Below are 20384 nucleotides of genomic sequence, written 5' to 3'. Positions count from 1 at the left end.
ATAACCTCCTAACTGACCTGTTCTTGTGGTTTGTTATCATCGCTTGTTAACACACTCAGTGTGGACTCTTGCTTTGTGACTAGTGGCTTGGGAGTCGATGCAATCAGGCAATGTGGATTCATGATCTGCTGTGGATCAAAAGTATCACACAGGGACTGAATCGCTTTGATAGTTAACGCGCCTTTTTCGGTGATTAAATAAGGTTGATGATCTTTACCGACGCCGTGTTGGTGACTAATGGTGCCTTTGTTATTAACAATGATCTCTGAGGTTGTGTGTTTTAACTTCGCCCATTGCGCTAAGGTTTGCTGGTAATCTTCACCAGCCTTGAAGATATAGGTGGTGTAAATACTAGACCCTTGTTGGTAAAAGTGGGACAGATGGGTAAACACATGCAGTTGTGGCGTGCCGGAACTTGGGTCTTGCGTTAATACGCTGCGCAGGTTGGTTTCTATTTTGGCTATCAGATTATCGACGTTTTGCCAGTCAGTTGCTGTTTCTAACGTATCCACAACATAGCCTTTTTGCCACAATGCTTCGCGGAAGTAGGGCATGGTAAAGCGTTTTTCCGCCCATTTATTGCCCATGAATGAACCGGTATATAACCCTTGATGTGCTTTGGTTATTTTCTTCAATTGTTTTAATGCACTACGGCATTGGAATTTGGTTCCAGTTAAACCAAAGGTCATCATGCACTTGCCTTCTTTGGTACCAAATATAGCTAGGGCTTTTTCGAGTAACGCGATCTGTTTTGCGTGTCCGGCTAAGGCGAGTTGAGTTTCGGTTTCAATGGCGTTACTCAGGCGTAGCATCGACAGTTGAATATCGGCTTGGACTAACGTTTTGGCCGCGTCTTTGGCTTGCTGCCAGCTTGGGAAGAAAGTGACATAGAAGTTTTCTTGTGCTGCTAATTTACGTACGCGTACTTTGACTTCCGCTAAGATGCCTATACGTCCTTCCGAGCCCATTAATAATGCTTTAATATCGGGCCCTGCTGCCGACGCTGGAAAGGTGGGAATATTCAAGCGCCCCACTGGGGTGATGACTTCACCACCGGCAAATAATTCTTCAATACGGCCATAGCGTAAAGATTGCTGACCACTCGAGCGGGTGACTACCCAGCCGCCAATGGTTGAAAGCTCAAAAGATTGTGGGAAATGGCCTAAGGTATAACCTTGTGCTCGTAATTGTGCTTCGACTTGTGGACCGGGAGTACCCGCACCAAACGTGGCAATTTGGCTGTCAGTATCGAGTGCGATAAGTCTGTTCATCCGCCCCATATCGACGGTTAAGATAGCCTGTTCTGATGCAAATGGATTAATGTGACCCGCGACACTGGTGCCGCCACCATAAGGGATAACCAAAATATGGTGCTGTTGGCAAAAGCTGAGTAGTTCGACTAAATCATCACTGTTTTCTGGGAACGCGACCCCATCGGGGAAATACTCAAAATCGCCACTGCGCATGGCTAACCAGTCCGGTAAACTTTGTCCTCGGGCATGGCGAATACGTATTTCCGGATCACGATCAAATAACCGGTGATTTGGTAATCTGGACTCGGGTACTTGGTTAACGACATCCTCAAGTTTTGCATCTATTAATGGCGTTGTGCTACCTACTTTCGCCAGTAAAAAAGCATCTGCACTGCTTGGTAAATCTAATTTATTGGCTTCATCGCCCCAACCGTTCCAACGTTTCATACTCTCATCTTCCCTGTAATATTACTGTGTAAGGTAAGTTTAAGAGCAAGGCCGGTTGATCGCATTGTCGGATTAAGCCAAGATAAGTATCAAATTAGGACTCACTCACAATACCTCAGGGTAATGCTCGTTATACTCATAAATTAATATGGATAAGGATGATTCAGTTATGGTGGGGCTAGGTTCAGTATCGGTGCCGGTAGTAAAACAGTATTTACGCTATGTCGAAACCCTCGATATTGATGTGGCGGCATTGTTGTCGCGCAGTAATATTATAGCCACGACACTGACACACGAAAGTGAACGTATTACTGGTGAGCAATTGCAGGCATTTTTAAGCAACCTGATTATTGCTACAGATGATCCGTTATTTGGCCTGAAAAGTGGCGCCTTTGTTGAACCTAGCTCTTACAGTGTGTTGGGTTATATTACGATGACTTGCGCCACGTTAAAACAAGTATTAGAGCGCATTCAGCCTTATGAAAAACTGGTCGGTGACATGGGCGTGACATCCATTCGTTATCAGCAGCAACAGATAGTTGTTAGCTGGCATTGCGCTTACACCGTTGCCGATGTGCGAGAGCAGATGGTAGATAACGTCTTTGCTTCTTGGCTGGCTTATGCGCGTTGGTTGTCTGGGCAAGATTTAGGTCCGCTGGAAGTACATCTGCAACGCGTAGCGCCAGCACCAGAACTTATTGATCATTATCAGCAAATCTTTGCTTGTCCGGTATTATTTGCACAGTCAAGTAATAGTCTGGTGTTATCGCGTGATAACCTAAATATCCCGTTGCGACAGCCAGATCATAGCTTACTGCAAACCCTTGAGTTGCATGCGGCAGGACAAGTTTCTGCACTGGAAGGGACGCATAGTTTTAGTGTCCAAGTTCACGATATTATTCGTATTTTGTTATCCAAAGGTATCACCCGTAAAGATATGGTGGCAGCACAGCTGAATATGAGTGAGCGAACGTTACAGCGAAAGTTGCAGCAAGAACAAACCAGTTATCAAAAGCTACTCGATGAAGCGAGGTTATCATTGGCACAGCAGTACTTGACCAAAAGCAAGGCTGGAATTGATGAGATTGCTATAATGCTGGGATTTAGTGAAACGCGTTCTTTTTTTCGTAGCTTTAAGTTATGGACAGGGCAAACCCCGAATGTTTATAGAGAGTGCGCAGAGAGTGTAGTTCACAAAAATCAGGTTAAATGAGTGATTTATAGTACTCAACACTTTCATTTTTTTAGTATGAGTACTAAAATTTGCCACAAATAATAAAGTTAAACCCTATACTGCTTCACAGCAGGATGCAATTAGTGAGTATATGATGAAAAAAATTACAACAATGATCGTTGCGTTAACATGTTTAGTTCCTTCTCTTGCAATGGCTGGTGGTGATATCGCTGCTGGTAAAGCGAAAGCGGCTGTATGTGCTGCTTGTCATGGTGCAGCAGGTATTTCTGCTGTGCCTATGTACCCAAATCTAGCGGGTCAAAAAGAAATGTATTTAGTTAATGCATTAAAAGCCTATAAAACGGGTCAACGTACTGGCGGTATGGCGCCGATAATGGCTGGTCAAGCGATGGCATTATCTGACGCAGACATTAACAATGTAGCGGCGTACTTCGCAAGCTTAAAATAGTATTGCGTTAGTACCAACAGCCAATACATTAATAAAGCCTCGCGATGAGGCTTTTTTATTAATCAAAAAACCGTCAAACACCGCCCTCGTATAAATTTTTACCACTTCACTGGTTATTTCATTTCCCCTACAGGGATATTTTTAGGATAATGGCTAATCGCACTAAATTTCGTGAGCGCTAGCATGGCCGACAAACGTCAAAACCAGTTTCAAAATCAGTTTTCAAAAGATAAAAATAGAAAAGACAGTGCTGTTGATGCGCTAAAAGTGCCGCCGCATTCGTTTGAGGCTGAGCAATCGGTGTTAGGTGGCTTATTCATTGATAATGAAGCCTGGGATCGTGTAACCGAATTTGTGGTGGCGAAAGATTTTTACAGTCGCCCACATCAGCTTATCTTCGAAGCAATGGGGAAGCTGGTGGATCAGCATATCCCGCTGGACATTATTACCGTTTCCGAATGGTTAGATAACGAAGAACTGCTCGATGATGCGGGTGGTTTTGCGTATCTGGGTGATATTACTAAAAATACCCCAAGTGCATCGAACATTACCGCTTATGCCAACATTGTGCGTGAGCGTGCGATAATACGTGAACTCATTGCGGTTGCCAGTGATATCAGTGAGTCAGGTTATGAGCCACAAGGGCGTAAAAGTACCGACCTACTTGATTTAGCTGAAAGTAAAGTATTCCAAATTGCAGAATCAAGACAGAGCGAAGGCCAAGGCCCAAAGAACTTAGAAAGCGTACTGCAAGAAACCGTTGATAAGATTGAAGAGCTTTACCAAACCCCACATGATGGTGTGACAGGGGTTGCGTCGGGTTATCATGATCTTGATGCGATGACGACTGGCTTCCAACCGTCTGATTTGATTATTGTCGCAGCCAGACCATCGATGGGAAAAACGACTTTCGCGATGAATTTATGTGAACACGCGGCGTTGAATGAAGATAAACCCGCGGTTATTTTCTCGCTAGAAATGCCAGCAGAGCAAATCATGATGCGTATGCTCGCGTCACTCGGCAAAATTAATCAAACTAAAGTACGTACTGGCCAATTAGATGATGATGATTGGGCGCGTTTATCTGCGACCATGAAGAGCATGCTGGAACAGGGTAAAATGTACATTGATGATAGCTCTGGTTTGACGCCAACCGAGGTCCGATCGCGTTCACGTCGTATTGCCCGTGATCACGGAGGCATCAGTATGATCATGATTGACTACCTGCAACTCATGCGTGTGCCTGCATTAAGTGAAAACAGAACCTTGGAAATTGCCGAAATTTCCCGTTCATTGAAGTCCCTTGCTAAGGAACTTAAATGTCCTGTGATTGCCTTATCACAGTTGAATCGCTCGTTGGAACAACGTGCCGATAAACGTCCGGTTAACTCGGATCTTCGTGAATCAGGCTCTATTGAGCAGGATGCCGATTTAATTATGTTTATTTATCGTGATGAAGTTTATAACGATGATTCGCCAGATAAAGGCACTGCCGAAATCATTATCGGTAAACAACGTAACGGCCCAATTGGTAAAATAAGATTGACCTTTAACGGTGAATTTTCGCGCTTTGATAACTTTACTGGTCCTGCTTATGATGATGATTATTAAGGAATAGCTATGCGTTCAGCAACGGCTGAAATATGTTTGCAGTCATTGCAGCATAACGTTCAACAAATAAAAAACATTGCCCCGCACAGTAAAATAATGGCTGTTGTGAAGGCGAATGCTTATGGCCATGGTCTGCTTGCAGTCGCATCTGCGCTTACTGATGTCGATGCATTTGCGGTGGCTCGTGTTGAAGAAGCCTTAACCCTGCGCAGTGGTGGTATTGTAAAACCGATCTTATTATTGGAAGGTTTCTTCTCGACAGATGAATTACCGATCTTGGTGGCAAATAACATTCAAACATCGGTACATATTGAACAACAGCTTGACGAACTCGAACAAGCTGACTTAGAGGCGCCTATTCATGTTTGGTTGAAGATGGATACCGGTATGCACCGTTTGGGGATCCGTCCTGACAACTGTAAACGTGCCATTGAGCGCTTGAAGAATAACCCTAATGTAGTGCAACCTGCACGGTTGATGACCCATTTTAGTTGTGCGGATGAAGCTGACCCGAGTATCACCCAACGTCAAATTAATATATTTGACGAATTAGTGGCTGGTGAAGAGGGTGAACATTCTATTGCTAACTCTGCGGGAGTGTTGGCTTGGCCAAGTGCACATCGGGATTGGATCCGCCCTGGTATTATGCTCTATGGCGTGTCACCGATGATCGGCGCAACCGCTGTCGAACATGATTTAAAGCCAGTGATGACATTAACCACAGACTTAATTGCAGTGCACGATATTAAAAAAGGTGAAACCACGGGTTATGGTGGTATTTGGAGTGCATCAACAGATACTCGCTTAGGCGTTGTTGCTGTGGGTTATGGTGATGGTTACCCACGCATGGCACCAGAAGGTACACCGGTATTAATCAATGGCCGTATCGTACCGATTGTTGGGCGCGTTTCAATGGATATGTTAACGGTTGACTTAGGTGTTGATTGCCAAGATAAAGTTGGCGATAAAGTGATTATGTGGGGAGCTGGTTTACCAGCAGAATTAGTTGCTGAGCACATCGGAACCATTGCATATGAGCTGGTAACTAAGCTTACCCAACGGGTTACACTAAAATATTTATAAAAAACAGTTGGCTATGATGTCTTTATTTTTAGTTTGAAAGCCAACGAAAATTAAGTCATATCAAGGTATTATATTTATAGATAACACGGAGTCATGAATTTTAATGCAATAGGTGGACTAAAATATGCGTATTTCATCTGCAATTTGTTAATTAATTGCGCTATCATAGAGTAGGGTTAAAGCTCTACTTACTTAATTTAAGTCTAAACTTGAGCCAATATCCGTCAATTATTGTTTTATTTCGCCGATATTAAATTATTAGTATAAAATTGATAGATGTACCTCAGGGTTGCGATTAAGCATAGTTTATTTCACTTTTTATCATTTAATTTGTACAGCAGCAAGAGGGAATATGACAGAGAATAATACGATGCAAAGAAATCTTCCTAGGCAGGAAAGAAGCCTTGAAAGAGTAAAACAAATTATTGACTCCGCGGCCGCCTTATTTGATGAAATCGGGATTGCGAATGCGACCCCTTCTGATATTGCTAAAGCATCGGGTTTAACCAGAACATCTTTGTACCGCTACTTCCCTAATAAAGCATCAATTATCCGTGCATTGGCTGAACGTCATCTCCAAGCATTGGAATTACGTTTCTCAGTAGTCGCAAGTGATTTACCGCTTGAAGACCGTATCGAACTGGTTATCGAAATATATGCTGAATTCTACCAGAATGAACCGGGTTATATGGCTGTTTGGTCAGGTGTTGATTCGTTACCTGAACTTAAAAGTATTGACCAGTCAGCACTCGATTTTCATTCCGCAGTGATTCAAAAGCAAATGGTGAGCATTGTCGCTGACGATCTGGATAGTGAACAGATCAAAATGATCTCGGTTATTTTACCACGTACTGTCGGTTCAATTTTACGCCTGGCTGTTCAGGAACCTGAATCAGCAGATAAATATGTTCATGAAGCAAAAGTACTAGCGAAAGTATACTTGACGCATTACGCGAACTTAGCAGGTTATAAGCTTAAGGTTAATCAAAGCGATGATTAACAACATAACGGCGTTAATTGTTGTCATGCTAGCCCACTAGATACGACTATCTTAACCGAATAAATTAGCAGTGTTGCATGATATATACCCAAGTTACTTCAAGATGCTTGGGTTATAGATACTGCTTGGTACCCGCCTCAATTAGCAGTGGATGCTGACGCTCAAATAATGGAACTGTTTTATGCCTATTTCTTATGTTGAACCCGTATTTCGTCCGCCGAGTGAATGGCGTTCACTGATCTTACAAGTAGCCAATGGTTGTTCTTGGAATAACTGCACTTTTTGCGATATGTATACCCAACCGCAGAAAAAATTCCGCGCTAAAAAGATTGCAGATATTGAAGCTGAAATTTTAAGTGTTGTTGCCAGCGGTCAAAAGCATCAGCGCGTTTTTCTTGCTGATGGTGATGCCATGACATTACCGTTTAAACGTTTAAAAGAGATCTTGCTACTGATCCGCAAGCACATGCCCCATGTGCAAAGAGTCAGTGCTTATTGCCTACCTCGTAACATCAAAAATAAATCATTGGCAGAGCTTTATGAGTTATGTAATCTCGGTTTAGGCATTGTTTATGTCGGCTGTGAAAGTGGTGATGATGAAGTATTAGCATTAGTTGAGAAAGGCGAAACTTACGCTTCACAACTCGATGCATTATACAAACTTAAAGGCGCAGGCATTAAAACCTCGGTGATGATATTAAATGGTTTAGGTGGCACCGAGTTTACTGAGCAGCATGCATTAAATTCAGCCCGTTTAATGAACGAAGCACAGCCGGATTATTTATCCACATTAGTCGTGTCTTTTCCATTAGGACAAGCCAAGTTTGCCAAGAATTTCGTCAATGGTTTCCAGTTACCCGATCAGCAAGGGTTATTTTTGGAAATGCAAATGTTGTTAGAAAATCTAGACCTGAAGAATACCGTATTCAGATCTGACCATGCTTCTAACTACTTGTCTTTGAAAGGGACGTTAGGGCAAGATAAAGAACAATTATTAGCGCAAGTACGTGGGGCAATTGAAACCCCAGAACAAAGCAATCTGCGTAAAGAATGGCAGCGCGGGTTATAACTATTCTCTTTTCAACAATATAATTATTATCTGTTAACAGTATAACTGTCATATTTTCAACATTTAGCGCTGCTATTATCACAGTAATTTAGAAAAAAGTAGCAGACCAGATGACAACCAGAAAGGGCAGTGCTATGGTTGCTAAGGTTATATTTTAATAATTATTACCTTATGATTACTAACTGTTTGATAGTTTTTGTCTATTAAAATGATTGACTCAAACAATTGGTTTAAAATTATATTTAATGTGAAAATTATGCCGTAAATAAGCGGATATTTAATTAATTTTAGGAGATTAAAATGGTTTTAGTAGGACGTCAAGCACCTGATTTTACAGCTGCAGCAGTACTAGGTAACGGCGAAATCGTTGATAACTTTAACTTTGCTGAATTCACTAAAGGTAAATCAGCGGTTGTATTTTTCTACCCACTTGATTTCACATTCGTTTGCCCATCAGAGCTAATTGCTTTTGATCACCGTCTAGAAGAATTCCAAAAACGTGGTGTTGAAGTAATCGGTGTTTCAATCGATTCACAATTCAGCCACAACGCATGGCGCAACACTTCTATTGAAGATGGTGGTATCGGTCCAGTTAAATACCCACTAGTAGCAGATGTTAAACACGATATTTGTCAAGCATATGGTGTTGAACATCCAGAAGCTGGTGTGGCTTTCCGTGGTTCTTTCCTAATCGACACAAACGGCGTTGTTCGTCACCAAGTTGTTAACGACCTTCCATTAGGCCGTAACATCGATGAAATGCTTCGTATGGTTGATGCACTAAACTTCCACGAGAAAAACGGTGAAGTTTGTCCTGCACAATGGGAAGCTGGTAAAGAAGCTATGGAAGCATCTCCAGAAGGCGTTGCTAAATACCTAAGCAAAAATGCTAAAGGCCTATAATTTTCACTTAACTTATTAAGTAAAAATTAAGTCCAATAAAAAAGCCAATCTCATCGAGATTGGCTTTTTAGTATCTATTGTTTGCTATTGTCTTAGCTATCAAAGCATATTTCAATCGAGGCATTGCCGAACGCACTAGTTAGTGGCAGCAATAATTTTGGCCCTTCAGATTTATGCGTAATGGTATGATCTTTACCTGATACCACGATCGGGGTCGACATATCAAAATCAAAGCCTTTTTCAGCTAAAATACGTTTGGCACCGCCAGTCACCATATTGGTGATCTCACCCACCATATCAATGACTTCAGCATCAATTTTTGCTGGTTTCTCACCCAGCATATTCTGCATGATGGCTAATGCCAATGATTCATCAAATGTCAGTGCAAATGAACCTTTAGCTTGGGTTGACATCATCCCCATAATACCGGATATATCACCTTTAGCTTTATCGTCTTTTTTGAGTCTTGGCTTACCGGGAGTTAACTCCACTTGTGCCATGGTATTTAATACATTTAATAAAGATGAAATAAATGGATTGATAAACTCTACACGCATAGTTTGTTATTCCTGAAATTTAATTATTCACGACAACCAGCACAGATACCATGTGCTTCAACTGTCTTCGTCGTAATGGCAAAACCATGTTCGTCGGCAAGTGATTGTAGCAACTCTTCTATTTCTGCATTGTGCAATTCAATAACGCTACCACAGCTTTTACATAAGAGTAGTTGTGAAGGATGCTTTTCACCAAAATGTGGACATAAAATAAAGGCATTACTTGATTCTATTTTATGGATAAAGCCTTCTTCGAGTAGAAAATCGAGTGCGCGATAAACTGTCGGTGGTTTGGCATTCGGTTCTAATAGCTGCAGCTGAGCCAGCAGATCATAAGCGCTGATCATGGCGTTGTGCTGTGCCATTAACAGAAAAATTTGTTGCCTAATTGGGGTGAAGCGAACTGCACGGGTAATACAAAGCTGCTGCGCTCTGTAGAGTAAATTGTTCGCTGAGTCTGTCATAGGAACCATTAAAATAGCGGAGAAAGGATAATGCTAACACATTGAGGTGACTTTTCTAATCAGCAATGCAGAGAAAGTGGGTTTATTCATATAAGCAAACAAACGAGATGACAGATCCCGTTCGTTTTTTGAATATCCTCTTCGTTCGGTTTGCTGATTGTGCATTTTGAAGTGGCTTGGCTATAATATATATTTTTCTATAAATAACAGTTCCTTACTTGGGTTTGGTCAATCGCGTCATGGCTATTGGCATAACAACATACGAAATGATTGGCACGATAATCGCCACCACTATACAGACTTGTAACAATGGATTGGCGGGTAGATAAGGGTTAAGCCACTGTGGAATAAAATAGACCAAGGGGATCAGGGTAAAATAATTAATTAGTGCGATCAGATGCTTGTTTGGTGGGGTCATGTTCTACTCCTTAATAAAACAGCATGTTGAACACCGTATTGCACACTGGGTACAACATGATAAATGGCCATTAATTTTTCGCTTGGTTCGCCTGGCTGGCTTGTAAATAATTACCATATAGCCAACGATAAGTAGTGTGCTGACCTAAGATACTGCCAAGCTCCATGCCTTTTTCACTGCGCCAATCATCCATCACTTCGGCCAATACCGATGCCCAGGTTGCTACTTTTACGCCTGCTTGCTCACCACGACGATCTCGACATCTGTAGTCGCGGTGATCTGTGTTTGATAACTACGGATTAAATCACCCTCTTCGGCGTTAAAGGTACTGTTCTTATCAGCGAATTCCGCATTACCTTTACTGACATAAGCGAGCACTTCATTGTCTAATTTGATACTTTCGCTAGCCGCTAAGCGCACTATGTCGATATAGGTTTTGCTATCAAAAGTCTCGCTTTGACTCTTCGTGCCGCCATAGATACGGGTCACACCATTGGTTTTGAGTTTGTAGTGTTTGTATCCCGCAGGTTGACCTGATTCATCGGGTAATACCCATAACTGCAACATGCGATTTTTGCTGTTATCTGGATTCACTTCGTTATGTGAAAAACCTTCGCCACCGGCACGCTGAATCTGAGCTTCACCGGCATTTAAACTTTGTCCGTGTTCAAGCGAACCTTCATGACTGACGCGGCCATCCATCATGATAGAAATAACATCGATTTCTTTGTGTGGGTGCATGTGAGTTTGACCGCGTGGATTAAACTGCGCATCCGCAAGGTAAACAAAGTTGCCTAACCCGTCGAATGTGTTGGCTGCTTTTCGGTTACCAAAAACACGTCTATCCGTGACTAAACGATGTTCGGTTAAACCAGCAAAACCGCCTAGGGGTAATGATTTTCTACTGAGTATTTGCATGTTCTGCTCCGTGTTTGTTATTGAGTGATTTCATTCTTAGTATTACTTGCTTTGAAGTTATCTTGCTCTGTTGTTAACTTCTCTTTGTTGAAACTAATAATAGGACGTGAAGCTTGTTTGATAAATAGCGATTTATTGATATGATAATTTCATATTCAACAACAATGAATGGGCCTTGATACAATGGAACATGACTTAAATGACATGATGGTGTTTTTAGCTGTGGTTGAAACGGGCAGCTTTACCCTCGCCGCAGACCGACTCGGTATTCCCAAAGCCAATGTAAGTCGCAAGGTTTCACGGTTAGAGCAACAATTAAATATCACCTTGTTAGAGCGTTCGACTCGTTCACAACATTTAACCGAAGCCGGTAAACGCTATTTGATTCATTGTAAGCGAGTGCATGAAGAGTTGGATTTAGCCACTGCATCAGTGTCTGAATTACTGCATAGCTACAAAGGTGAATTAAAAATAGGTGCCTCGATATCGACAGGGCAGCAAATATTAAGACCCGCTTTGGCGACGTTCATGCACCAATACCCCGAGATAAACGTGCAACTTAATTTAGTTAACCGACGAGTTGATTTTATTGAAGAAGGCTTTGATGTGGTGATCCGTATTGGCCAATTAGCAGACTCGATGTTGATTGCGAAAAAACTCGGGACTGCCACGCGCACATTATTTTCCAGTCCTGCTTATTTGGCTAAACATGGCACACCACACGTGGTCAGTGACTTATTCACGCATCAATTACTGGTGATGAACCCGACTAACAATGATCCAACGTTAAACTTAGTGTCGACAGCGGGCGAGGCTTTTAGCGTTAACTGTAAGCCGCGATTATTAGTGGATGACTTTGCCATTCTTAAACAGTCTTTGATTGATGGGTTAGGTATCGCGGTATTGCCCGATTACATGAGTCGTGAAGACGTTGCGGCAGGACGGTTAGTGAATATATTACCAAACTGGGGGATGGAGCCTGTCGATGTCTATGCCTTGTATCCACGCCACCGCGCTAAAATACCGAAAGTTAAAGTCTTTCTGGAGTTTGTCGTTGAGATCTATGGCGATGCCTTAAAACAGAAATGAGTTGCTGGCGTCATAAAATATGTGGGTAAGATCTTTATTTTTGAAAGTGCAGCCCGCAAGGTGTATGATCGCCCCCTTGTTTTTCATCGTCGCGGCTTTGCTGTAGTACGAATTTGAAAGCAGCCTAATGACATTTAGCGTACTTATATTTAGTTAGCGCACTTATATTTAGTGCACTTACGCATCCTGATAAGAGATAATAAAGTAATGACCAAGCCAGTTACCACCAGTGTTCATGCCCCTGGGCGTTTTTCGATTGCCCCAATGTTGGATTGGACAGACCGTCATTGCCGTTACTTCCACCGCTTGTTAACCAAGAATACCTTGCTGTACACAGAAATGGTAACCACAGGTGCGATCATTCACGGTCGCGGTGATTATCTTGCCTATAACAAAGAAGAGCACCCGGTGTCGTTGCAGTTAGGTGGCAGTAATCCTATCGATCTGGCTCAAAGTGCGAAGTTGGCACAAGAGCGTGGTTATGACGAAATTAACCTGAATGTGGGTTGCCCATCAGATCGCGTGCAAAGTGGTAAATTTGGTGCCTGTTTAATGGCTGAACCGACGCTGGTGGCGGATTGTGTAAAAGCAATGCAAGACGTGGTAGATATTCCGATTACGGTTAAAACCCGTATTGGTATTGATGACCAAGACTCGTATGAATTTCTACAAACCTTTATCGATACCGTTGCAGCTACGGGTTGTAAGGACTTTACTTTACATGCGCGTAAAGCCTGGTTAAGCGGGTTAAGCCCGAAAGAGAATCGTGAGATCCCAGAGCTTAATTATCAACGTGTTTATGATATTAAACAGGACTTCCCAGCGCTTTTCATTGCTATCAATGGTGGTGTTAAAACATTAGCAGAAACGCAATTACACCTAGGTAATGTTGACGGCGTGATGATGGGGCGTGAAGCGTATCATAACCCATTTTTATTGAGCCAAATTGATGAGCTGGTTTATGGTGGCGAGAAGTCGATCCATAGCCGTCACGATTACGCTGAAATGATGCTACCGTATATTGATAATCATATTCGTAATGGCGGCAGTTTAACGCACATTTATCGTCATATGCTTGGGTTATTCCTTGGGTTGCCGGGAGCAAGAGCGTGGAAGCGTCACCTCAGCGAGCAAGGGCATAAAAAAGGCGCGGGTGTTGAGGTTGTAGAAGCAGCATTACTGTTAGTACCTAAAAGCTAAAGTCATAGGCCAAAATGCTAATGCAGTGATTTAAAATTCAAAACAATAAAGCTTATTATAATTTATATAATAGGCTTTTTTTTTGTATGATTTTTAAAGGTCGGATAGTTATTAACTGCTGAGGCTCGTTTGGGTTAATTTATTCAGGTAGTATGAATATTCTAATACTAACGATTTAATAAAATAAATCAGTTAAACGGTCATGATTTTAATCTTCAGGCCGATAAGTTATTAGAGACTTATCGGATATTGTCCGATCTATAAGTTAGATCACAGGGACGGGACTGATATTGTAATCACATTATCAAGCTAACTTACAAACGCTACAGAGGTATTAAATGGGACTCTCCACCCAACTAAAAATCAAGCATAAGATCGGCATTCTTTCGGCGGTTGTTGTCGTTAGTTTTTTAACTTATCTTTTCGCCAACATTCTTGTTGTGAAAGAAAATAAAGAACGGTTATCACAACTGTCTGCAATTTATTATCCAGTACTTGAAGCGGCCACGATCAGTAACAGTAAGATTGCCGAGTTAACCCAAGCAATTGAAACATCTGTAACCATTGGTGATGAAGATATGCTGCTAAGTGCTGATGAAGTTTATGCTGATCTCATTAGTCAATTAGACATAATTAATTCTATTCACCCTGATAAACGCAGCGAGTTATTGTTAATTAAGGCGGAAGCTAAAGAGTATTATAATTCCGCGAAATATCTAGCTAATGGTTTGATTATGGGCACTATTTCTATGGATGACTTATCTGTGTTAGCAGAAAAGAACCGTTTTACATTAGAAAAGTTGTTAGCTAATCTTGGTCAGTTTAAACAAGACAGTCAATCTGACTTCACTGCCTTGATTGAAACGTCATTAGCGAGCTCTGATACGAGTCGTGATCGCGGTGTGATGTTAGCTGTCGGTGTGATTATATTAGTACTGGCGGTATGTTATTGGCTGACGGTATCGATCACAGGCAGTATTCGTAAAGTATCTGATTCGTTAAAAGAGATCGCGCAAGGCGACGGTGATCTTACGGTACGTATTGATTATGTAAATAAAGATGAAGTTGGTGAGCTGGTACATTGGTTTAATCTGTTCTTAGATAAACTTCATGGCAGTATTAGCGAAACCATTCAATCGATCGATTCGTTATCACAAGCATCGACGCAATTAGCGACATCAAGTAGTACTTCTAAATCGCGAATTCAAGAGCAAAGTCAGTCGATTGATCAGGTATCTCGCTCGATGAACGAAATGTTTGAGACTGTCAGGCATATTGCTGATTATGCGTCTAATGCTTCGGCAGAAGCAAGCAGTGCAAACAGCGAAGCTGAGACTGGTACTGTGGTTGTTAAAAAGACCATCGAAGCCATACACGAACTGGCTGACGAGGTGAAAACAGCGTCAAAAGTAATCGACGAATTAGACGCTCATACTAGCAATGTTGGCGTGATCCTCGATACTATCCGTAGTATCGCTGATCAGACCAATCTGTTAGCCTTAAATGCAGCCATTGAAGCGGCGCGTGCGGGTGAACAAGGACGAGGTTTTGCTGTTGTTGCAGACGAAGTTCGGACTTTAGCATCTCGCACACAAGATTCAACCCAAGAGATCCAACAAGTATTGGAAGAATTGCAACGTGCTTCACGAGGCGCTGTGGAAGCGATGCAACGTGGGATGAGTAAAGCGGATATTGGCGTAGAGCAATCATCGAGTGCTGGCGATTCTCTAACAAACATTTCGGGTAAAGTTCAAGCCATCAATGTCGTCAACGAGCAAATTGCATCAGCGACGGAAGAACAGGCTCAAACATCAAAACTGATACATGGTTATATCGATGAAACCCATTCGATAGCAACACAAGTATCTAAAGATACCGAAGTGCTTGATGAGATCGCACAAGCTATTGAAATTGCCACACAAAAACTAAGGAAAGCAACAAATCAATTTAGTGTGTAGTAAGTAACGACAATTTGCTTGCTGCACGAAATTTCTAAGGAGAGAAATTTTATGAGCAAGCAAATTGCTATTGATGGATCAAAAACAGTATCAACAGTTAGATCAATCCGATTACAGAAAACCACCGCAACATTATCTTTAGCTGCTTGTATTTCAGCCGCGCTATTCTCGTCATATACCGCCGCGGAACAATTACGTCGCGTGCAATTACTCGAAGAACAAGTATCTGTACTTGAAGAGCAGCAAGCTGAAACCAATCGTGTTAACAATGTCACCGTGAATGGCTTTTTCACTTTAAGTGCAGGCATGGCATCAAATGATGCTGGTTATGCTGGTTATGACAAAACACTCGATTACGTACCTGAAACGAAAGTCGGTCTGCAAGCTGCATTTGAAGTAACAGAGAGTACTTTTCTGATTGCGCAACTGGTTGCTCGTGCTGAACAGCACTGGCGTCCAGAAATGGAATGGGCCTTTTTAAGTCATACCTTTGATAACGATTTAACCGTGCGAGCAGGTCGTTTACGTGTGCCTTTGTATATGTATTCAGATTATTTAGAAGTTAACTTTGCGCAGCCTTGGTTACGCCCACCAGAAGAAGTTTACGCCGTTGTTCCTGTTAGCTCATACGAAGGTATCGATTTTGTCTATACTATTCCGTTTGATGAAGCTGAGTGGCAATTTCAGGCATATACCGGTGTTGGTTCTGATCCCGATGAAGAAACCGGATTTGGCACCGATGTTGAGTATGACGATGTTATCGGTTTAGCGAGTACTTTCAGTTATAACAGCTTTAGTGTTCGTGCTAGTTATGTGATGACGACCCTTAATTCTGGCCAAGCTAATGTACCGGGAATGGATATTCCTTTAATCAATTTCACCGATGCTGATGCCCGTTTTATTGGTCTTGGTGTTAGTTATGACGATGGTGATCTACTTGTCGTTGCGGAGTGGACTAAATCTGAAGTCGATGGTGGTGCTACAAGTGCTGAAGGTAATTGGCCTGATGTAGATTCGGCATACATCACAGCGGCTTATCGATTTGGTAATATCACCCCTTATATGACTTATGCCATTATGGAAACCACTGATGATAATGAGCGTGATTTAAATCCTGTAAATAAAGCAGTATTTAATGCAGTACGATCAACCTATAGTGCAGGTTTACGATATGACATCAATGCCAATATGGCGCTGAAATTTGATGTTACTTATAGTGATGACTTTGCAGATACTAATGGTGGTCTAACTGGTAATATTGGTGAAGAAGACACTATGGTTTACACCACATCATTGAATATGGTGTTTTAGGGAGAGGATGATGAGTGCTCTACTTAAAGGTGCATTATTGTCGTTGATGTTAATAGGGAGCGCACAGGCTGAGGTAGTGGTGATAGTCAATCTGTTAGGTCCTGATTATTTATCACAAACGCAAGTCAGCAAGCTGTATTTAGGGAAGAGTAAACATCTTCCCGGTCAAGGCAAAGCATATATCATAGATATGGCTGGTGACAGTGACATAAAACGTGAATTCCATGAGAAGGTTACGCATAAAAGTGCTTCACAGTTACAAGCTTATTGGTCGCGTCTTATTTTTACCGGCAAAGGAAAACCGCCGCGTGCAGTACGTACACCTGAATTGATATTGTCGTTGGTTGGCGGTAATGAGAATGCGATAGGTTACATTGATGAATCGTTAGTGAATGATAGTGTCAAAATTGCTTACCGACCTTAACGCTATCCCCACTTAATACCGAGATGTTGGGAGGGGGAATTGATTACAAATTTCATGGAGGAAAAGATGCAGAGAATGATCAAGGGAATACTATTTCTATTACCATTTTTTATCTCATCAGTGATGGCTGAGATAGTGGTGGTCGTTAATCCATTAGGTCCCGATGAATTGACCCGCATTCAGGTCAAAAAGTTATATCTTGGCCAGGCTAAAAAATTACCTAATGGGAACTTAGCGAAAATATATGAGTTACCAAAGCAATCAAGATTACATAAAGACTTTCATGCTTTAGTGACAGGCCGTACACCGGCACAAGTCAATGCGTATTGGTCTAAAAATGTGTTTACGGGATTAGGTCAAAAGCCAGAAGTTATCTCTTCTACACAGTTATTACGTCGTAAAATTGCTCGTAATAAAAATGCGATTGGCTATTTAGATATTGCTGAAGTCGATGATTCAGTGAAAATCATCTATCGCCCATAATTAATGACGTTTATAAACATGAGTCACAGCGCTATTAAGGTGATAAACAGACCCTATCATAGTGCTGTTGGCTCATTGATTTTTTACTCTCTCGATAAGATACGCTCCTCTCTCCTCTCTCCTTTTTAACTACGACTTATAAGTAAAATCCAATGCATTAACTAGGGTAATCATTCCATGCAATAAAGTAGAATATACATCTTTATTTCATGGGATTTATTTATAACGTATTGGGTATTTACAATTATACCAATACGGTTAACTAACAGTGCTATAGTGCTAAAGTTCAATAAAACCAGTCACGCTATCGTAACAAGTCGTCATAATGTGATGTAGATCACGGAAATAAAGTGTGTGAGCATGAATAAAACCATCATACTAAGTTATTAGTTATTTACCGTAAAAACCAACATATATGACCAGTTTTGAATAAATGCAAAATGGACTAAGTGTTTTAGGATAAGGAGATATTAGATGAAAAAAGCATTTATAATGCTACCTCTTGCTGTTGCCTGTGCGTCACAATTTGTGATGGCTGCAACAACTGATTCGCAGCGTCTTGCGCAACTTGAGCAAGAATTAGCTATTTTACAAGAAGCGAGCTCTTATGATTCGCTATCTGATCGGATGTCTATCAATGGCTTTTTCACTGGTAAAGTAGGTGTTGCTAGTAACGATGCGGGATATAATGGATACGATAAAGATGCTAATTTCGCTGAAGGCAGCAAGCTTGGTCTGCAAGGTACGTTCGCACTTACAGAGCAAACAAACATTGTTGCTCAGTTAGTTGCTCGTGGTAATGATGATTGGTCTACCGAAATGGAATGGGCATTTTTAAGCCATGATTTTTATAATGGTTTTGTCACGCGTTTCGGTCGTTTGCGTGTGCCTCTGTACATGTATTCAGATTATCTAGAAGTGGGTTACGCACAACCTTGGGCTTCACCACCAAGTGAACTTTACAGTATTGTGCCACTGACATCTTTTGATGGTGTTGATGTTATTTATGATATTGATTTGGGCGATGTTGCGGTCACGCTACAAGCAAGTTATGGTCATGCTGATCGTGATGCGGGTGCAACACTTGGCGAAGTGGACTACAAAGATATTCTAGGCGCTTCAGCATCATTTGCTTATGAAGAGTGGGTTTTCCGTACTACTTATTACCAAACCACACTTGATACGACAAAAGATGGTCAAATACCACAATTTTTTAATGATGAGCAAAGTTATTTTGCTGGCGTTGGTCTGAGTTATGATGATGGCTCACTACTTGCTATCGCAGAGTTTGCCGTTTCTGATGTAGAAGGCAATTATGCAGATACTGAATCTGGTTATATTACGCTTGGTTACCGTATTAATGACTTCACCCCCTATGTGACTTATGCTTTTCTTGAAACGACGGATGATAGTGAGAGAGCAGCACCTAGCTTAAAAGCTGGCTTTGACTGGAAGCGTACTGCATACAGCATTGGTACTCGTTATGACATTAGCTCAAATCTAGCACTAAAAGCCGATGTTACTTATGCAACTGATTTTGGTGATACCTCAGGTGGTATGTCTCCAAATATAGACAGCGTGGGTAATCAAATTAACGATGATACACTGGTGTACACACTTTCATTTGATGCAGTATTTTAAGGAGAACTTTGATGAAACTATTAGCTAAAGTTGCCTTAGCCGCAGCATTAATCTCGGGTGTAGCACAAGCAGGTGTTGTTGTTATTGCCAACCCAACTGGCCCTGATGCATTGTCGAAATCACAAGTCTCTAAACTGTATTTAGGTAAATCTAAAAAGTTACCAAATGGCGTGAAAGCTCAAGTCTTTGAGCAAGCGACTGGCAGTGCTATTCGTGGTGAATTCCACGCGGGCGTGACGGGTAAAAGTGATTCTCAGCTACAAGCTTATTGGTCACGTTTAATATTTACCGGTAAAGGTAAACCGCCAAAAACAATTGGCTCATCTGCTTTGATTAAAAGCCAAGTTGCATCGCATGCGAATGCCATTGCTTATATTGACTCTTCAGAAGTTGATGACACGGTAAAAGTGGTATTTACGCCATAATCTTGCTGTTTAGTTGTCAATGCCAAACCTTAGGTTTGGCATTTTTTTTGGCTATAATTTAATGCAATTGCTATAAAACCAGAGTATTCTTCTTACATCATAACTAAAGAGATTAACCTAGTGGATTTTGAAAAAGAATTTGCCGAGCTGAAAGTTGAAGCTGAAGAGATCATTGATAACTTATTAGAAGATGGCAGTGATCCTGATGCTGTATATTCTATTGAACATCACTTTGCTGGGGATGATTTTGCACAGTTAGAAAAAGCCGCTATTGCAGCGTTTAAACTGGGCTACGATGTTTCTGATCCTGAAGAAGTGGAATTGGATGACGGCCAAACCGTATTTGCGTTTGACTGTATTGTTGAAACAGAACTTGATATCGATACCATCACACGTGATATCGAAGCTTTACTTAAAATGTCTATCGAACAAGATGTTACCTACGACGGTTGGGGCACTTATTTCGAAGACGATGCATCATAGTACT

Annotated in this window: 22 protein-coding genes; 16 read left to right on the top strand and 6 right to left on the bottom strand. The window is 41.5% G+C overall.

The window, feature by feature from the left end; translation table 11 throughout:
• Positions 1 to 8: 8 nt before the first annotated feature.
• Entirely contained in the window at positions 9 to 1700 is a 1692-nt protein-coding gene (locus PE36_RS01530; RefSeq protein WP_006030169.1) for an FAD-binding oxidoreductase, read from the bottom strand.
• A 169-nt stretch (positions 1701 to 1869) separates the two neighbouring features.
• Here PE36_RS01530 and PE36_RS01525 point away from each other — a divergent pair, with 169 nt between their 5' ends.
• The 7 genes from PE36_RS01525 (at position 1870) to PE36_RS01495 (ending at position 9009) form a co-directional block, all read left to right on the top strand.
• A complete protein-coding gene (locus PE36_RS01525) occupies positions 1870 to 2913 on the top strand; it encodes an AraC family transcriptional regulator (RefSeq protein ID WP_043993599.1) in 1044 nt (347 codons plus the stop codon).
• Between the two features lie 115 nt (positions 2914 to 3028).
• A complete protein-coding gene (locus PE36_RS01520) occupies positions 3029 to 3343 on the top strand; it encodes a cytochrome c (RefSeq protein ID WP_043993597.1) in 315 nt (104 codons plus the stop codon).
• A 183-nt stretch (positions 3344 to 3526) separates the two neighbouring features.
• On the top strand, positions 3527 to 4954 hold the full coding sequence (dnaB, locus tag PE36_RS01515; protein WP_006030166.1) for a replicative DNA helicase: 1428 nt from the start codon (positions 3527 to 3529) through the stop codon (positions 4952 to 4954).
• A 9-nt stretch (positions 4955 to 4963) separates the two neighbouring features.
• Complete coding sequence (gene alr, locus PE36_RS01510; RefSeq protein WP_006030165.1) at positions 4964 to 6037, top strand: alanine racemase; 1074 nt, start codon at positions 4964 to 4966, stop codon at positions 6035 to 6037.
• Between the two features lie 352 nt (positions 6038 to 6389).
• The gene (locus PE36_RS01505) at positions 6390 to 7037 is read left to right on the top strand and encodes a TetR/AcrR family transcriptional regulator (RefSeq protein WP_006030164.1); all 648 of its coding nucleotides are present in this window, start codon (positions 6390 to 6392) and stop codon (positions 7035 to 7037) included.
• 181 nt (positions 7038 to 7218) lie between these two features.
• Positions 7219 to 8106 carry a radical SAM protein gene (locus PE36_RS01500; protein ID WP_006030163.1) on the top strand — a complete coding sequence of 296 codons (888 nt, stop codon included), beginning with the start codon at positions 7219 to 7221 and terminating at the stop codon, positions 8104 to 8106.
• 300 nt (positions 8107 to 8406) lie between these two features.
• The gene (locus PE36_RS01495) at positions 8407 to 9009 is read left to right on the top strand and encodes a peroxiredoxin C (protein ID WP_006030162.1); all 603 of its coding nucleotides are present in this window, start codon (positions 8407 to 8409) and stop codon (positions 9007 to 9009) included.
• 92 nt (positions 9010 to 9101) lie between these two features.
• Here the strand turns inward: PE36_RS01495 and PE36_RS01490 are convergent, their stop codons facing one another.
• The 5 genes from PE36_RS01490 to PE36_RS01475 form a co-directional block, all read right to left on the bottom strand.
• Complete coding sequence (locus PE36_RS01490) at positions 9102 to 9566, bottom strand: chemotaxis protein CheX (protein WP_006030161.1); 465 nt, start codon at positions 9564 to 9566, stop codon at positions 9102 to 9104.
• A gap of 23 nt (positions 9567 to 9589) precedes the next feature.
• Positions 9590 to 10030, bottom strand: a complete 441-nt coding sequence (gene zur, locus PE36_RS01485; protein WP_043993594.1) for a zinc uptake transcriptional repressor Zur — start codon at positions 10028 to 10030, stop codon at positions 9590 to 9592.
• 214 nt (positions 10031 to 10244) lie between these two features.
• A complete protein-coding gene (locus tag PE36_RS01480) occupies positions 10245 to 10448 on the bottom strand; it encodes a hypothetical protein (protein WP_043993593.1) in 204 nt (67 codons plus the stop codon).
• Positions 10449 to 10518: 70 nt separating this feature from the next.
• A complete protein-coding gene (locus tag PE36_RS24860; RefSeq protein ID WP_255348853.1) occupies positions 10519 to 10653 on the bottom strand; it encodes a hypothetical protein in 135 nt (44 codons plus the stop codon).
• Between the two features lie 23 nt (positions 10654 to 10676).
• Positions 10677 to 11366, bottom strand: a complete 690-nt coding sequence (locus PE36_RS01475) for a pirin family protein (RefSeq protein ID WP_006030158.1) — start codon at positions 11364 to 11366, stop codon at positions 10677 to 10679.
• Between the two features lie 183 nt (positions 11367 to 11549).
• Here PE36_RS01475 and PE36_RS01470 point away from each other — a divergent pair, with 183 nt between their 5' ends.
• The 9 genes from PE36_RS01470 (at position 11550) to rraB (ending at position 20380) form a co-directional block, all read left to right on the top strand.
• Complete coding sequence (locus PE36_RS01470; protein WP_043993591.1) at positions 11550 to 12455, top strand: LysR family transcriptional regulator; 906 nt, start codon at positions 11550 to 11552, stop codon at positions 12453 to 12455.
• Positions 12456 to 12662: 207 nt separating this feature from the next.
• Positions 12663 to 13655, top strand: a complete 993-nt coding sequence (gene dusA, locus PE36_RS01465; protein ID WP_006030156.1) for a tRNA dihydrouridine(20/20a) synthase DusA — start codon at positions 12663 to 12665, stop codon at positions 13653 to 13655.
• A gap of 338 nt (positions 13656 to 13993) precedes the next feature.
• Positions 13994 to 15613 carry a methyl-accepting chemotaxis protein gene (locus PE36_RS01460; RefSeq protein WP_006030155.1) on the top strand — a complete coding sequence of 540 codons (1620 nt, stop codon included), beginning with the start codon at positions 13994 to 13996 and terminating at the stop codon, positions 15611 to 15613.
• Positions 15614 to 15664: 51 nt separating this feature from the next.
• Positions 15665 to 16924: a hypothetical protein gene (locus tag PE36_RS01455; RefSeq protein ID WP_006030154.1), complete on the top strand. Its 1260-nt coding sequence runs from the start codon at positions 15665 to 15667 to the stop codon at positions 16922 to 16924.
• A gap of 7 nt (positions 16925 to 16931) precedes the next feature.
• Positions 16932 to 17348 carry a hypothetical protein gene (locus PE36_RS01450; RefSeq protein WP_006030153.1) on the top strand — a complete coding sequence of 139 codons (417 nt, stop codon included), beginning with the start codon at positions 16932 to 16934 and terminating at the stop codon, positions 17346 to 17348.
• A 66-nt stretch (positions 17349 to 17414) separates the two neighbouring features.
• On the top strand, positions 17415 to 17831 hold the full coding sequence (locus PE36_RS01445; RefSeq protein ID WP_043993586.1) for a phosphate ABC transporter substrate-binding protein: 417 nt from the start codon (positions 17415 to 17417) through the stop codon (positions 17829 to 17831).
• Positions 17832 to 18305: 474 nt separating this feature from the next.
• A complete protein-coding gene (locus PE36_RS01440) occupies positions 18306 to 19472 on the top strand; it encodes a carbohydrate porin (RefSeq protein ID WP_006030150.1) in 1167 nt (388 codons plus the stop codon).
• Between the two features lie 11 nt (positions 19473 to 19483).
• Complete coding sequence (locus PE36_RS01435; RefSeq protein ID WP_006030149.1) at positions 19484 to 19897, top strand: hypothetical protein; 414 nt, start codon at positions 19484 to 19486, stop codon at positions 19895 to 19897.
• Between the two features lie 120 nt (positions 19898 to 20017).
• Positions 20018 to 20380: a ribonuclease E inhibitor RraB gene (gene rraB, locus PE36_RS01430; RefSeq protein WP_006030148.1), complete on the top strand. Its 363-nt coding sequence runs from the start codon at positions 20018 to 20020 to the stop codon at positions 20378 to 20380.
• Positions 20381 to 20384: the final 4 nt, after the last annotated feature.

Source organism: Moritella sp. PE36 (assembly GCF_000170855.1).
In the GTDB taxonomy this organism is placed as follows: domain Bacteria; phylum Pseudomonadota; class Gammaproteobacteria; order Enterobacterales; family Moritellaceae; genus Moritella.
Note: the sequence above shows the minus strand (reverse complement) of the source record. Positions and strands in the feature narration are given on the sequence as shown.

Coding starts and splice junctions, on each gene's coding strand:
- PE36_RS01530 (WP_006030169.1), bottom strand. CDS start 1,700: ATGAAACGTTGGAACGGTTGGGGCGATGAAGCCAATAAATTAGATTTA.
- PE36_RS01525 (WP_043993599.1), top strand. CDS start 1,870: ATGGTGGGGCTAGGTTCAGTATCGGTGCCGGTAGTAAAACAGTATTTA.
- PE36_RS01520 (WP_043993597.1), top strand. CDS start 3,029: ATGAAAAAAATTACAACAATGATCGTTGCGTTAACATGTTTAGTTCCT.
- dnaB (WP_006030166.1), top strand. CDS start 3,527: ATGGCCGACAAACGTCAAAACCAGTTTCAAAATCAGTTTTCAAAAGAT.
- alr (WP_006030165.1), top strand. CDS start 4,964: ATGCGTTCAGCAACGGCTGAAATATGTTTGCAGTCATTGCAGCATAAC.
- PE36_RS01505 (WP_006030164.1), top strand. CDS start 6,390: ATGACAGAGAATAATACGATGCAAAGAAATCTTCCTAGGCAGGAAAGA.
- PE36_RS01500 (WP_006030163.1), top strand. CDS start 7,219: ATGCCTATTTCTTATGTTGAACCCGTATTTCGTCCGCCGAGTGAATGG.
- PE36_RS01495 (WP_006030162.1), top strand. CDS start 8,407: ATGGTTTTAGTAGGACGTCAAGCACCTGATTTTACAGCTGCAGCAGTA.
- PE36_RS01490 (WP_006030161.1), bottom strand. CDS start 9,566: ATGCGTGTAGAGTTTATCAATCCATTTATTTCATCTTTATTAAATGTA.
- zur (WP_043993594.1), bottom strand. CDS start 10,030: ATGACAGACTCAGCGAACAATTTACTCTACAGAGCGCAGCAGCTTTGT.
- PE36_RS01480 (WP_043993593.1), bottom strand. CDS start 10,448: ATGACCCCACCAAACAAGCATCTGATCGCACTAATTAATTATTTTACC.
- PE36_RS01475 (WP_006030158.1), bottom strand. CDS start 11,366: ATGCAAATACTCAGTAGAAAATCATTACCCCTAGGCGGTTTTGCTGGT.
- PE36_RS01470 (WP_043993591.1), top strand. CDS start 11,550: ATGGAACATGACTTAAATGACATGATGGTGTTTTTAGCTGTGGTTGAA.
- dusA (WP_006030156.1), top strand. CDS start 12,663: ATGACCAAGCCAGTTACCACCAGTGTTCATGCCCCTGGGCGTTTTTCG.
- PE36_RS01460 (WP_006030155.1), top strand. CDS start 13,994: ATGGGACTCTCCACCCAACTAAAAATCAAGCATAAGATCGGCATTCTT.
- PE36_RS01455 (WP_006030154.1), top strand. CDS start 15,665: ATGAGCAAGCAAATTGCTATTGATGGATCAAAAACAGTATCAACAGTT.
- PE36_RS01450 (WP_006030153.1), top strand. CDS start 16,932: ATGATGAGTGCTCTACTTAAAGGTGCATTATTGTCGTTGATGTTAATA.
- PE36_RS01445 (WP_043993586.1), top strand. CDS start 17,415: ATGCAGAGAATGATCAAGGGAATACTATTTCTATTACCATTTTTTATC.
- PE36_RS01440 (WP_006030150.1), top strand. CDS start 18,306: ATGAAAAAAGCATTTATAATGCTACCTCTTGCTGTTGCCTGTGCGTCA.
- PE36_RS01435 (WP_006030149.1), top strand. CDS start 19,484: ATGAAACTATTAGCTAAAGTTGCCTTAGCCGCAGCATTAATCTCGGGT.